The organism is Methanospirillum lacunae, from assembly GCF_003173355.1.
Taxonomy (GTDB): Archaea; Halobacteriota; Methanomicrobia; order Methanomicrobiales; family Methanospirillaceae; genus Methanospirillum; species Methanospirillum lacunae.
This window is the reverse complement of record NZ_QGMY01000007.1, coordinates 26,538-40,735: the sequence shown is the minus strand read 5'-3', so window position 1 is coordinate 40,735 and position 14,198 is coordinate 26,538. Positions and strand designations below refer to the sequence as shown.

At 45.5% G+C, this 14,198-nt stretch carries 10 protein-coding genes and 2 tRNA genes; 10 read left to right on the top strand and 2 right to left on the bottom strand.

Annotation, left to right across the window (positions count from 1 at the left end; translation table 11 throughout):
• Positions 1–16 precede the first annotated feature (16 nt).
• Together DK846_RS18150 and DK846_RS08150 are read left to right on the top strand one after the other, a co-directional pair.
• Positions 17–2,740 carry a PKD domain-containing protein gene (locus DK846_RS18150; RefSeq protein WP_109968450.1) on the top strand — a complete coding sequence of 908 codons (2,724 nt, stop codon included), beginning with the start codon at positions 17–19 and terminating at the stop codon, positions 2,738–2,740.
• A 113-nt stretch (positions 2,741–2,853) separates the two neighbouring features.
• A complete protein-coding gene (locus tag DK846_RS08150; protein ID WP_109968449.1) occupies positions 2,854–4,320 on the top strand; it encodes a DUF2079 domain-containing protein in 1,467 nt (488 codons plus the stop codon).
• Between the two features lie 11 nt (positions 4,321–4,331).
• On the opposite strand, the gene DK846_RS08145 is transcribed toward DK846_RS08150, so the two are convergent.
• Positions 4,332–4,405, bottom strand: a tRNA-Val gene (locus tag DK846_RS08145).
• 899 nt (positions 4,406–5,304) lie between these two features.
• Positions 5,305–5,375 (bottom strand) — tRNA-Gly (locus tag DK846_RS08130).
• Positions 5,376–5,465: 90 nt separating this feature from the next.
• On the opposite strand from DK846_RS08130, the gene DK846_RS08125 reads away from it, so the two are divergent.
• The 8 genes from DK846_RS08125 to glmS all read left to right on the top strand — a co-directional run bounded on the left by DK846_RS08125 (position 5,466) and on the right by glmS (position 14,179).
• Positions 5,466–6,239: a TIGR01458 family HAD-type hydrolase gene (locus DK846_RS08125; RefSeq protein ID WP_109968446.1), complete on the top strand. Its 774-nt coding sequence runs from the start codon at positions 5,466–5,468 to the stop codon at positions 6,237–6,239.
• A gap of 110 nt (positions 6,240–6,349) precedes the next feature.
• Entirely contained in the window at positions 6,350–7,462 is a 1,113-nt protein-coding gene (locus DK846_RS08120) for a SufB/SufD family protein (RefSeq protein WP_109968445.1), read from the top strand.
• A gap of 2 nt (positions 7,463–7,464) precedes the next feature.
• The gene (locus DK846_RS08115; RefSeq protein ID WP_109968444.1) at positions 7,465–8,112 is read left to right on the top strand and encodes a protein-L-isoaspartate(D-aspartate) O-methyltransferase; all 648 of its coding nucleotides are present in this window, start codon (positions 7,465–7,467) and stop codon (positions 8,110–8,112) included.
• A 65-nt stretch (positions 8,113–8,177) separates the two neighbouring features.
• Positions 8,178–8,786: a hypothetical protein gene (locus tag DK846_RS08110; protein WP_146201176.1), complete on the top strand. Its 609-nt coding sequence runs from the start codon at positions 8,178–8,180 to the stop codon at positions 8,784–8,786.
• Between the two features lie 27 nt (positions 8,787–8,813).
• The gene (locus DK846_RS08105) at positions 8,814–10,070 is read left to right on the top strand and encodes a phosphopentomutase/phosphoglucosamine mutase (protein WP_109968442.1); all 1,257 of its coding nucleotides are present in this window, start codon (positions 8,814–8,816) and stop codon (positions 10,068–10,070) included.
• Positions 10,070–11,275, top strand: coding sequence for a bifunctional sugar-1-phosphate nucleotidylyltransferase/acetyltransferase (glmU, locus tag DK846_RS08100; RefSeq protein WP_109968441.1), 1,206 nt, complete (start codon positions 10,070–10,072; stop codon positions 11,273–11,275). The genes DK846_RS08105 and glmU overlap by 1 nt, the downstream gene beginning before the upstream one ends.
• Complete coding sequence (locus DK846_RS08095; protein ID WP_109968440.1) at positions 11,272–12,438, top strand: sugar phosphate nucleotidyltransferase; 1,167 nt, start codon at positions 11,272–11,274, stop codon at positions 12,436–12,438. The genes glmU and DK846_RS08095 overlap by 4 nt, the downstream gene beginning before the upstream one ends.
• A 1-nt stretch (position 12,439) precedes the next feature.
• Positions 12,440–14,179 carry a glutamine--fructose-6-phosphate transaminase (isomerizing) gene (gene glmS / locus DK846_RS08090; RefSeq protein ID WP_109968439.1) on the top strand — a complete coding sequence of 580 codons (1,740 nt, stop codon included), beginning with the start codon at positions 12,440–12,442 and terminating at the stop codon, positions 14,177–14,179.
• Positions 14,180–14,198 lie beyond the last annotated feature (19 nt).

Here is a 14,198-nt window from a genome sequence, read left to right as displayed (position 1 = left end):
TGTTGGGGCTTTAAATATGGATGGGATTCGTGCAATAAAACCAGTATTGGCACTGGTTGTTCTGCTCTGTGCGTTGATAATGAGTGCGGCAGCGGTTCCTCCGCTTCCGGCTGAGTTCTATGGAACTGTCACGCTTCAGGGCAGTCCGGTTCCGGCAGGAACAGTGCTGATAGCAAAGGTAAACGACCAGGTTTATGGTCAGTATACCCTGAAGGAAGCCGGGAAATATGGGGGTGCCGGTATCTTTGATGACAAGTTGATGGTTGTGGCATCTGAGAATGATCTCAAGATGGGTCCACTATCTATCAATTTCTATATTGGAGATACAAAGGCAGATCAGGTTGTTCCTTTTGAATCAGGTAAAGTCCAAAAACTTGATTTGAGTACAGGAGGAGCACCATCCGGGATTGTTGCAGACTTTGAAGGTACCCCCACAAGTGGTGTTGCTCCTCTTACTGTGAAATTCACCGACAAGTCTACCGGCAATCCAACGATGTGGCAGTGGGACTTTGGCGATGGTCCTATTCCAATGGACGCGTCCTGCTCTGGTGGTTCTTGTAACAATATTGCAAACCCGACCCATACATACAACTCCCCGGGTACATACACGGTCAAATTAACGGCAAGCAGCCAGACCGCTGGTTCAAGTGTAAAAGAAAAGGTAGGATACATCACGGTAAGCGGTAGTGGTGCAGGACCCAAGGCTTCCTTTACTGCTGACAAACGGAGCGGACCAAATCCCCTGACTGTCCAGTTTACTGATACCTCTTCGGGCAATCCAACAATGTGGTTCTGGGACTTTGGTGATGGTACAAATGCCACACTGGCATCTCCGTCCCATACCTACCAGCGGGCTGGTGTCTTTACTGTAAAACTGACCTCTTCAAACCAGCAGGGAACTGATACAAAGATTGAAAAGGACTTCATCGCAGTTACCGGCGACATACCCCCACCGGTTGCCATGTTTGAAGCAACACCGGTTTCAGGTTCAGCCCCGTTGACTGTGAAGTTCACTGACCTCTCGATTGGACCACCAACCGGTTACTACTGGGACTTTGGTGACGCGACCACCTCAAATGAAGCCAATCCATCGCACACGTACACCGGTCCCGGAAGTTATTCCGTTACGCTTACAGTGTCCAACAGTGGTGGAACCCATACGATGAAACGGGACAACTATATCCTTGTGGGTGGCAGCCCGAGTGGTATTGTTGCAGACTTTGAAGGTACTCCGACAAGCGGAACTGCTCCACTGACTATAAAGTTCACCGACAAGTCAACCGGCAATCCGACGATGTGGATCTGGGACTTCGGTGATGGTGTGATCCCGATGGATGCTTCGTGTGCAGGTGATAGTTGCAATAATATTGCGAGCCCAACTCACACGTACACTGCTCCCGGAGTTTACACCGTGAAACTGACAGCAAGCAGTCAGACCGGTGGGGTTAGTACGAAGACAAAAGAAGGTTACATCACGGTCTCACAGTCTGGCGGAGTTGTGGCCGACTTTGAAGGCTCTCCAACGAGTGGTGGTGCACCACTGACTGTAAAGTTCACCGACAAGTCAACCGGCAGTCCGACGATGTGGATCTGGGACTTTGGCGATGGTGTGATCCCGATGGATGCTTCATGTGCAGGTGATAGTTGCAATAATATTGCGAGCCCAACTCACACGTACACTGCTCCCGGAGTTTACACCGTGAAACTGACAGCAAGCAGTCAGACCGGTGGGGTCAGTACGAAGACAAAAGAAGGTTACATCACGGTCTCACAGTCAGGATCAATTATTGCTGACTTTAGTGGAACGCCTACTTCCGGCATTGCTCCACTCACAGTCCAGTTTAGTGACCGGTCTATTGGAGGTCCGATCATGTGGGCCTGGGACTTTGGCGATGGTGGGACTGACATGGTAGCAAATCCATCCCATGTATACCGGAACCCGGGAACCTACACGGTCAAGTTGACTGCAAGTAACACCCAGTCTACAAACTCGGTCACCAAATCAGGGTACATAACAGCTTCACGGGCAGGTCCGGGTGGAACTGTTAAGATCACCTATGCCCCTGACCGCTCACAGGTGTACCTGAACAATCAACTGCAGGGTGAGACACGGTTCCTGCAAACATTCCGTATCGGCAACCTTCCGTCCGGAATAAACCAACTCCGGATAACGAAACCCGGCTTCACAGACTATATCAAGGATGTTTCTGTGGAAGCAGGAAAAGAGATTGAAGTCATCGCAGACATGAAGATCAAACCGACAAACAACGGTATTGTAAGTGTCTACACGTACCCGGCCGGATCGTCCGTGTATGTTGATGGAAATCTTGCCGGCACTGGTCCGCTCTGGCTTGCTGATGTTACACCAGGTGTCCATTCGCTCCGGGTTACTTCACCAAACTACCTTGACTGGAATCAGCAGGTGAATGTTATCGGAGGAGGCAGTGTAACATATGTCACCGCTGCCCTCTATCCATCCTGGTGGTTGCCGCAGTATGGATATGTGATGATCTCTTCACTACCATCAGGCGGGCTTGCATATCTGGATGGTGTGGCACAAGGGAATACCCCGCTGACTCTCTCGCAGGTAAAACCCGGGGTTCACACAGTACGGGTTGAACTTACCGGGTACCAGCCTTTTGAGCAACAGGTGAATGTTATGGAAGGAAGAACTGCGTATGTGATCGCTCAAATGAATCAGGGCGGAGTAATTCCGATGAGTGCGATGTCGACAAGTTAAAAAGGTAATCCCTCATCATTAAAATCTTTAAATTTACCTCCTTTTTTATACAACTCCCTCTATCGTATCAGTTCATATGTGATACAATTCAAATATGGGCATTAGAGATCGCCATGAATTCAGAAAGTAAAAGGAGTTATGATATAAGGGATAAATTTCCAAAATGTGACAAATATGATATTATCGTAATATCAGCATCCATTATTTTTGCACTATTTTTCTCTTTAGTATCATTATATCGATTATCTGTTTTTGATCCCCAATATGATACAGCCTTATTTAATCAACTCTTCTGGAATACTATTCATTCAGGCGAATTTCTTACAAATTCCTTTGAAGGAGGCTCACATTTAGGTGTGCATTTCTCTCCCATCCTTTTATTAGCTCTCCCTTTTTACTATCTCTCGTCATCTGCAGTAACTTTGTTTATCATCAAGTCTGTGCTTATTACGCTCGGAGTGGTTCCAGTATACCTCTGTGCCCGTGAATTTATAGGATCCAAACATGCCTGGATCGTTGCATTAATTTATTTTTTATATCCAGTTGTTCAGGGTTTAGCATACTGTGATTTTTATGAGATCTCATTTTTTCCATTTTTTGGTGGAATGACGTTATGGGCGTATCTTACCAAGCGTAATAATCTGATGCTGGCATGTGGGTGTTTCTGTCTTCTGATTAAAGAAGATGTTACGTTATTCGTATGTATGCTTGGAATGGTGGGATTATATGTAAACCGGACGAAACCACTAAAAGAGAACTGGCAATTTGTTCTGTTGGTTATCCTTTCTTTACTTATCCTTCTCTCTTTCTATTTTGTTGTAAAACCTGCATTCCCTCTTGATCACCCCGATACTTCCAACCGTAACCTTGATCAGTACAAAAATATTTCCTCAAATTTGTCTGACCATAATGTAAACCGGCTATCATATCTGATTCAACTGTTTTTGCCACTTTTGTTTATCCCATTGGCTGCTCTACCTGTGTTGGCGATAGGATTTCCTTCATTTATGGAGATTCTTCTCTCGCCGAACCCGGAATATTACTATGTGGGGCAGCATTACTCAGCTCTTATTGTTCCGGTAGTAATCATGGCGTTTATCATGGGATTAAAAAGAATATCCCCTGAAAAAAAGAGTAAAAGCCTGATAACGCAAAAGAATCTTTTGTTAATAGTACTGGGATGTTCCTTGATTGCAACTCTTCTCTGGTCTCCGGTTGTTCCTCCCATGCAATATGCATTACATGGTGGGCATATTCCAACTTGGCAGCACAGCCCGGTTCTGCATCAGGTAATTGATATTATTCCCGGTGATGTGTCGGTTGCTGCGCCCATGAATATTCTGGTATTTTTAGTAAACAGGCATGATGTTTACATGGATTATAATCCCCAGGCTGATGTCATCCTGCTTGATTCAAAATTGCCTGAGTATGCAGAGAATTTTCAGAAACATCTCAAAGAGATTTCAGAGAGATATCAAAAAGTAATCGATGTTGATGGAACTTCGGTATATGTGCAAAACGATAATCCTGCTTTGATTGAAAAGATAACGAAAAAATTCACGGATTTATCGATTTCGTAAAAATATTTTTATGGGCTCGCTGAGATTCGAACTCAGGATCTCCGCCGTGTGAAGGCGACGTCATAACCAGCTAGACCACGGGCCCTGCCTTCAATTGTTGGTATTTCTTGCTTATTAACCTCTTTGGAGTTTTCTCACAAAGACTCATGATGAATTGCTGGATGTGTGTCTATCGAGAGATCTCCTGATTGTAACGCGAGTAGAGTCTTGGGTTTTGATTCCGGGCTGATATATATGATTTAATGGGTGCCGGAAATCTTATATGTTGAATCTTCCTGTCTATCCTTCGAGGAGATATCTACTCTTTTCATACATCTCCGGTTTTCAGGCCAACAGTCGACGTTCTCAAATTATAAGGTCTGGATGAATCATTGCCTAGAATAACGGAACTCTCTTTTAATCCAGGCTCAATATGAGGTATTGCAAACGAATTTCGGATTTCTGGGCAATGCATATCTGTCTTATTTTTGCAATCAGGATGTAATAGTTCCCCTGATCGGTTATCACGATCTCTCTTTGCGGAACTGCAAACTTCAGATGAAGAGATACATGAACCTCATGATCAACTTCCCTGTTCTCTGTGTTCTCACAATTTCCGTAATTAGTACATAAAATTATATTATTATTAATTAATTTGCGATCAACCAGCAATTAGTGCTTGAATTCATGGCGGAAATTTCTGTATTTTGTCCGAAACATTCCGAAGTTCCGGTATACTTCTGATTGATACCTTATTCCTTCTCTTCAAGATCACCAGAATCTGGAGTATCATCATCTCAAACTTCCGGTATCATACACTTGTTCATATCGTGATATTTCTGTTATCCCCGGTGTGGGGTGGCCTCATTCACTTCAGCATAAGCATCCAACCACAGATCTACCCATACAAAAGTGATCGTTATCAGTGAAAACTGGGACACATAATGACATACGAGAATTACGATTCAAGAAAAAAAATAAGCAACGAAATACTCGTTGTTACAATGCATCGATCGGGAATTGAACCCGAGCTATTGGCTTGGAAGGCCAAAGTCATGCCTCTAGACCATCGATGCAGATGCTTTACAAAGTGGGCTCTCTCACTTTTTATACTTATCTATATCTCCAGAGGAGATTCTGAAATATTACCGGAATAAAGGTACAGTATGTCTGTCCACGCTGTGCTTTTGGACATTGATGGGACCCTGTTTACAGGTATGAACCCACTTCCAGGTGCTGCAGAAACTATCGGATTTTTACAGAATCAGAATATCCCATACCGATTTATATCAAATGGAACCAGACGGTCAAAAAAGACAGTTCTCGAAAAACTTCAGAGCCTGAATCTGCCGGTTTGGGAGGATCAAATTTTTACTCCTGCAGGTGCTGTGATACAATACCTTCTGAGCCGGGGCATCTCATCATGCACACTCCTGTCTACTGACGATCTTAAGAATGACTTTCGTAAGGCAGGGATCTCCCTGGTTCATGATGCACACGTAGTAATTATCGCAGATGCCGGGGATGCATTCACCTACCAGTCAATAAATCAGGTATTTCGGCAGGTTATCGGTGGCGCTGACCTGATTGCCCTGGAGAAAGACCGGTACTGGATGGACCATGATGGTCTTTCTCTTGGCGCAGGGCCGTTTGTTGATGGTCTTGAGTATGCTTCAGGAAAGACTGCACTCCTCATGGGAAAACCATCATTACATTTTTTCAGTGAGGCATTATCCAGCATGGATGCAGAACCAGGGAACACCTTGATGGTTGGAGACGATATTCTAACAGATATTGGGGGTTCAATGGCATGTGGTATCAAAGGAGTACTTGTAAAGACCGGTAAATTCAATGAAGAAGTTCTTGCAAAATCCCTTGTCAAGCCGAGTCATATCATCAAGTCAATAGCAGATCTCCCTGAGTTGATCCGGGAACCATGAATGACAATCAGGTATGTTATTACCCCATGCCTCTCAGAACAAGAATGATTAGATTGTTCAGTTCTCCCTTCACAAACGAAATCTGAATTATTATTCACCTTTGGAGGATTATGCCTGAAAAATTACAGATGACGGATCTCCCGCCTGAAGATAGGAAGCGCCTTGCTCTTACCGGTCTGGAAGTTGATATGAAGAACCGTTCTGGAAGTTTCTTTCAGAAGGACCAGGATGTCTGCCATGTTACCTCTGACTGTGATGGAATTGAGTTCCTTACTCTCGGAAAAGCTCTTGAGCAGTACCCCTGGGTAAAGGAATATGTCTGGCGGGCAGTATCAAAGGATAAAGATAAATTCACCCGTTATGTCGCTGCCCAGAAAGATCCGCGTGGTTTTGTCATTATTGCAAAAAAAGGAACCCGGAGTGTTTATCCACTGCAGGCCTGTCTGCTCATGTCAGACTCTCCGGTGCAACATGTACATAATATCATAATCGCAGAAGAAGGATCAGAACTCCATATCATATCTGGATGTACATCAGCATCAGCACGGAACAGCGGAACACATATTGGAGTTACTGAGTTCTATGTTGGTAAAGGAGCAAAAGTCACTTCGACCATGATCCATAACTGGGGGAAAAATATTGCAGTCTATCCCCGGAGTGCCTCAATCGTGGAAGAGGCTGGTGTATTTCTCTCCAACTATGTCTGCATGGAGCCTGTGCGTAAAATTCAGATGTCACCAGTATGCCATCTGATGGGAGAGAATGCGGTTGGAAGGTTCTCCAGTGTTGTGGTTGCTCCTCCGGGATCTCATCTGGACCTGGGATCCACTGTGAATCTGAATGCACGAGGGACCAGTGCTGAACTTCTCACCCGTGCAATTACTACCGGTGGCCTCATCTACTCCCGTGGAATGATACAGGGAAAAGTCAAAGGAACCCGTGGACATATTGAGTGTAAGGGGCTCATCCTGAAGGATGGTATCATTCATGCCATCCCTGAGATCAGGGGAGAAGTGGTCGATACTGAACTTTCGCATGAGGCTGCAGTTGGAAAGATTGCAAAAGATGAGATTGAGTATCTGATGGCACGAGGACTTGATGAAGAGACTGCAACAGCAACTATCATCAGGGGTTTCCTTGATGTCAGAGTTGAGGGCCTCCCTGATGTACTTCAGGATCAGATCAATGCAGCCATTGATGCTGCAGAAAAATCCGGATTTTAACTATGAATAAGGATCGGGCTGAAGAACGTAGACTGATGATTCAGACCCAGATCCTTTCACGCGGAGTTAAAGACCAGCGGGTGCTCAAAGCCCTGGAAACGGTACCCCGGCATTTTTTTGTTCCCGAAGAATTTGCTGACGTTGCATATCACGATCATCCGATTCCGATAGGTTATAACCAGACCATCTCTCAACCCTACATTGTAGCCCGGATGACCGAACTCCTGGCACCAGAGGAGGGTGATATCATTCTTGAGATTGGGACCGGAAGCGGATATCAGGCAGCAGTCCTCTCTGCCATGGGTGCCCGGGTGATAAGTCTCGAGCGGATTGCCGAACTCGCTGATGACGCCCGGTCCAATCTTCAGAAAGCTGGTGTGGTCAATGTCTCTGTATTCGTATCAGATGGATCTCTTGGCTGGGATGAAATGGCCCCGTATGATGGCATCATTATCACAGCTGCCACTCCTGCTATTCCATCCATACTCATTAAACAACTCGCTGTCAATGGGAGGATTGTAGCACCGGTCGGGCCGCAGCACATGCAGGTACTAATCCGTCTTACCAGGGATACTGAAGGGATCCGAAGAGAGGAATATGAAGGTGTCAGGTTTGTCCCCCTGATTGGCAGACATGGATGGAACTCATAGGAGTTCTCTTCATCTTCAAGATCCAATCCACTTATTATTCCAAATATCAAGCAGTTGGAGATTCTATGCATATCATAAAAAAAGCAGTAAATCAGATCGAATCGATGGTGGAAGACTGCGGTATCTCTGATAATCCGGTTATACTTGAGCAGGAGAATGAGGTTGCCAGGTGTGCGTATGAGCGGGGAGCCCTGCTCAGGGTTACATTTGGTGGTAGATCTGCTGGTCTAGCAACCGATGATCCTGTTCGGACAACAACCAAGCCCTCCTTTATGTTCGGTGCAACGCTTGGAAAACCGGCTTTACGATCTGCGGCTGCAGGTATTCTGAATGCTCTGACCGGATTTCTCTGTACATCGCGTCGTCTTCATGCCTGTCTTCCTGATAATCATCCTACATGCATCAGAGAACTTGAAGATCTCATAACCGGGAAGAAGATCTGGTGCTGTGGGGGGATGGATCAGATCCGTGAGCGTTTCTCATCTCAAATTGTAAATACCCCTGAAGAAGCAGATCTTATCCTGGTCTCATCAGATGGGATGATCAGTGATGAGAACGGGATTATTCCAGAAGAGCCCGATGAAAGATATTTGTTTATCGGGCCTTCAACTTCCGGTGTTGCGGTTCTCACTCATGGCTGTCACTTTTGTCCATATGGCAGGACGAATATCTAAAGGATAGACCGCGTACTTATCAGTACTATGCTCTTCGGCTCGTCAGGGATCCGTCGTCTTTATGATCAGGATCTGCTCAGTCTTGCCATGCAGGTAGGAATGGCAGTAGGAAACAGGGCTGATCAGGTTCTGGTTGGAATGGATAGCAGGACAACCGGTCCTGCTCTGTCCAGTTCCTTTATTGCCGGAATATGTTACACCGGTGCTAAAGCACTTCAAGGTGGGATCGCACCAACCCCATCAATTGCATATTGTTGCCGCTCGTTCAAGGCAGCCTGTATGGTCACGGCTTCTCATAATCCTGAACCTTATAATGGGTTAAAACTCTTTAATCCTGATGGTTCCTCATTCCAGGCACTTCAGCAGGATGAGATCGAGGATGCTATTAGTGATAACAGGACAGCAGACTGGTTATCGCAAGGAGAGACGATGAAATATGATCCACTCACTCCTCATCATGATGCGATTCTTAGTGAGATTGATGTAAAAAAAGATCTCCCTGTCATTCTTGATTGTGGCAACGGTGCAGGTTCTGTTCTTACTCCTCACCTGTTATCTGATGCCGGAGCATCAGTTGTAGCAGTTAATGCCAATCCATCTGGTATTTTTTCAAGACCATCTGAGCCCCTCGTTGAAAATCTCCCCTACCTCCCTGCCTTGATGAAGAAGGTCAATGCCCGATGTGCCGTTGTTCATGATGGTGATGCAGACCGGATGATGGCCTTTGACAACACTGGTACCTATATTCCGGGTGATCTGCTCCTTATCCTCTTTGCGAAATACCTTGGAGCTAAGCGTGTGGTCACTACCTACGATGCCTCAATGGCTGTTGAAGAGATAGCTGAAGTGAGAAGGACACCGGTAGGTGACGCCTTTGTCTCTGAACAATTGGTACAGTGGGGAGACTTTGGGGGAGAACCTTCTGGAGCATGGATCTTCCCTCAAATCTCGTACTGCCCTGATGGCCCCTTTGCAGCAGGACTTTTCTGTGAAATGGCAGGGGAGTGGAATATTGCAGAAGAACTCGCTTCAATTCCAAAATATCCAATCCTCCGACGCTCTCAACAATTCCCTCAGTCCCATGAAATACTGTATGCACTCGGAGCAGCTAACCCGACCGATGGTCTTCGCCTTGAAGAGGATGATGGCTGGTGTCTGGTAAGGGCGAGTGGGACCGAACCAAAAATCCGTTTCACAGCTGAAGGCCGTACATTGGATGATGCCAAGCGGATGCTTGAAAGAGGCGAAGAGATGGTCAGACTGGCGCTGAAAGGTGATGCCTGATGGTTCAATGTGTGATACTTGCAGCCGGTGAAGGAAAACGCATGAGGCCGCTCACGGGTTCACGACCTAAGGTGATGATCCCGGTTGCAAACCGGCCCATGCTTGAGCATCTGATCAATGCTATCCGGGATTGTGGCATTAATGAATTCGTTCTTGTTGTTGGATATCATGAGGCAGCAGTCAGGCATCACTTCGGTGATGGTTCAGACTTCGGAGTTTCAATCAGATATGTAACTCAGAAACGCCAGCGTGGGACCGGGGATGCAGTATTGAATGTCCTATCGCATGTAAACGGGGATTTTCTGCTTCTGAATGGGGATATGATCCTCTCCCGGGAAGATATCAAGGCTGTCCTTTCAAGTCCTTCCCCGGCTCTTGGGATCTGTAAATCGGATCATCCCCGGGATTTTGGTGTTGTCACGGTTAAAGATGGGATCATTACGGGTTTTGAAGAAAAGAGTGAAAATCCGAAGAGCGATTTGATCAATGCAGGATTGTACCTTTTTAACTATGATCTATTTTCTCATCTCAAACTGATAACTCCGTCTCCACGTGGGGAACTGGAACTCACTGATGCATTACTTCCATATATCAAAGCGGGCTCGTTACATGCAGTCATGCTCTCTTCGTGGGCTGATATGGGATCTCCATGGGATCTGCTGACTGCAAATGAAGTTCTTCTAGTTTCTCTCTCCTCCTGTATTGAAGGTGAAATTGAGGACGGTGTAGTGCTCAAAGGTGCTGTACAGGTTGGAAAAGGAACTGTGGTAAAGGCCGGAACATACATTGAGGGCCCATGTGTTATCGGGAAGGACTGTAGGATTGGTCCTCATGCATATATTAGGGGAGCCACAGCTATCGGAGATAACTGTCACATCGGTCACAGCATAGAACTAAAAAATTCTATCGTAATGAATCATTCGAATATTCCCCATTTTAATTATGTTGGTGATAGTGTCATTGCAAGCGGTTGTAATTTTGGAGCTGGGACAAAAATTGCAAATCTCCGTCATGACAAGAAGTGTATCTCAGCCGGTGGGGTAAACACTCGGAGAAAAAAGTTTGGTGCCGTCATAGGCGATGATGTGCTGTTTGGAATTAACTGCTCAGTAAATGTGGGCGCTGTCATTGGCAACCGGTGTCGGATTGCTCCACACTGTTTTGTCACCGGTGTCATTTCCGATGATTCGGTGGTGAAACGATGAGTGTCCAGGCTGTAATCCTCGCAGCTGGAGAGGGGACCCGGATCAGACCTCTGACCCAAAACAGACCCAAGGCATTGATTCCAGTTGCGAATCGCCCTATTCTTGAGCACCTCATTGAATCACTGCTTTCCTGTGGGGTTCGCGATATTATTGTTGTGGTCGGGTACCGGAAAGAACAGGTGATGAGACATCTGATCCATCTCCCGGTAGAGGTCCGTATTGTTGAGCAGCAGCATCAGATTGGAACAGGTCATGCACTCAATTGTGCACTGGATCTGATAACTGGAGACCTTCTTGTCCTTCCAGGAGACAACTACATTGATCCCGCATCACTGAAAGAGGTACTTAAGATCAAGAATTCAATGCTCATCACTACTCATCAGCACCCATCAAATTTCGGAGTTGTAGATGTCGAAGATGGTGTTGTTCTGGGCATTGTTGAAAAGCCAGTTCATGCAAAAAGAATGACTGTCAGTTGTGGTGTGTACTATCTGGAGCAAGATCTCCTTTCAGGGATGATTGACAACCAACTTTCTGATGCTATAAATGAACTGATTGTACGAGGTACATCTATTTCTGCGGTGTACGCACATGAATGGCAGGATGCCATTTATCCCTGGGATCTCATCTGTATGAATGAGAGGCTTTTGAGAAATATCTCTCCCTCTTATGCAGGAACAGTGAGTGCAAGTGCGATCATTGAAGGTACTGTATCTATTGGAAAGGGGTCAGTCATCAGTCCTTACTGTACAATTAAAGGTCCTGTAATAATCGGTGAGGATTGTGTGATTGGACCACATGTGGTGATTAGTCCTGGTACAAGTATAGGATCACGAGTGATCATTGAACCTTTCACAATGATCGGCAACTCATTGGTGATGGATGACTGCAATATTGGTTCACACTCGAAGATTGCGTCTGCAGTACTTGGTGAAGCATGCACGATTGGTGAGCATACTGTAATTACTGCGGGAACTGGTTTTCTTGAGATTAAGAAAGAAGCCGTTCATTCATCCTGTGGTGTTATTATGGGTAATGGTGTTTTTTCGTCACCACTGGTGATTTATGAAAATTGTGTCATAGGAAATGATTGTCATATCGATGCCCGGAATGGTATCCGTCTTCGATCAAAATTCATCCCAGATCATACATGGGTGATGTGATATGTGTGGGATAGTGGGATATGTTGGCTACAGACAGGCAGCTCCAGTACTCCTAGAGGGATTAAAGCAACTTGAGTACCGGGGTTATGATAGTTATGGGATTGCCACTCGTTCTAATGGCATCTTTATCCATAAAAAAAAAGGGAAAGTTTCAGACTTCATTCCTGAAGAAGCCACACTCCCGGGAACCTGTGGCATCGGACATACCCGCTGGGCAACCCACGGGATTCCTTCTGATATTAATGCCCATCCTCATTCTGATTGTCATGATCAGGTAGCAATTGTCCATAATGGTATTATTGAAAATTATTCTCATCTCAAACGGGAACTTCAAGCCAAAGGACATATCTTTAAATCAGAGACTGATACGGAGGTTATCCCGCATATCCTTGAAGATTTAAACCAGGGTAACCTTCTCAAGGCCATGCAGGAGACTGTCCATCACCTTGAAGGTTCATATGCAATTCTGGCGATATCTGGCGATAGTGACAGGCTTATCGCAGTGAAAAATCGCAGCCCACTAGTCCTTGGAATAGGAGATCATGAGTTTTTTGCAGCTTCTGATATCACTCCCCTTCTGGAATATACAAACCGTGTGATCTATCTTGAGGATGGAGACATTGCAGAAATCAGTGAAGATGGATATACTATCTATCAGGATTCAGTCCTGGTTAGTCGTGCAGTTCACGAGATAGAGTGGACACCAGATGCAGTTCAGAAGGGTGGATTTCCTCATTTCATGCTCAAAGAGATCTATGAGCAACCTGAAGTTATCAACCGTGCCATTCACTCTCTTTCATCAGATACTCTCCCCCGGTTTCTCTGTGATGCTAAATCGATAACTGTGGTGGCATGTGGAAGTTCATATCATGCCGGTTTGATCTTCAGATATCTTGCTGAGTCATCATGTGGTATTCCGGTAAGGGTTGAGTTGGGATCTGAATTTAAATACTGTTCAGTTCCCCTCACCGATGTTATCATAGGTATATCACAGTCAGGAGAGACCGCTGATACCTTGTCAGCAATTCATAAAGGGAACTGTAATAATGTCCAGACTGTTGCTGTGACAAACGTTTTGAACAGTTCAATAACAAGATATTCAGATGTTACTATCCTGATGCAGGCCGGTCCTGAGATCAGTGTAGCAGCCACGAAATCATTTACTGCACAATTGGGTGTCCTTTTACAAGTTGTTAATCTTCTGTCTGGCCGGATAAGTGATGAAACTCTCTCACATGCCGGGGTGGCCATTGAAAAAGTTCTTCTCCTCAATATGGAAGATGCTGTGACTCTCTGTGCCAGGGCCCAGCATATCTTCTATGTGGGAAGGGGTCCATTCTATCCGGTAATGATGGAAGGGGCGCTGAAGATGAAAGAGATATCATACATCCATGCAGAGTCATATGCTGCAGGTGAGATAAAACACGGACCATTCTCTCTCTTATCTTCAGAAACGCCAGTTGTGGCAATCTGTCTTCCAGGACCTTCTTACGCGGTTATGCTGGGCAATCTCAAAGAGATGAAGGCGAGGGGAACACCTATTGTCGCAATAGGATACGGTGATGATACAGAACTTTCTGAACTGGCTGACATTGTTATTCCTCTTGATGAAGAGCAATTGTATCTGCAAATCGTAGGAGCGACCGTAATTTTACAAATGCTTTCATATTACACTGCCTCCCGCCTTGGACGAGAGATTGATAAACCTCGAAATCTGGCTAAAAGCGTGACCGTCGAATAACAAATCAATTTTCTAAAAC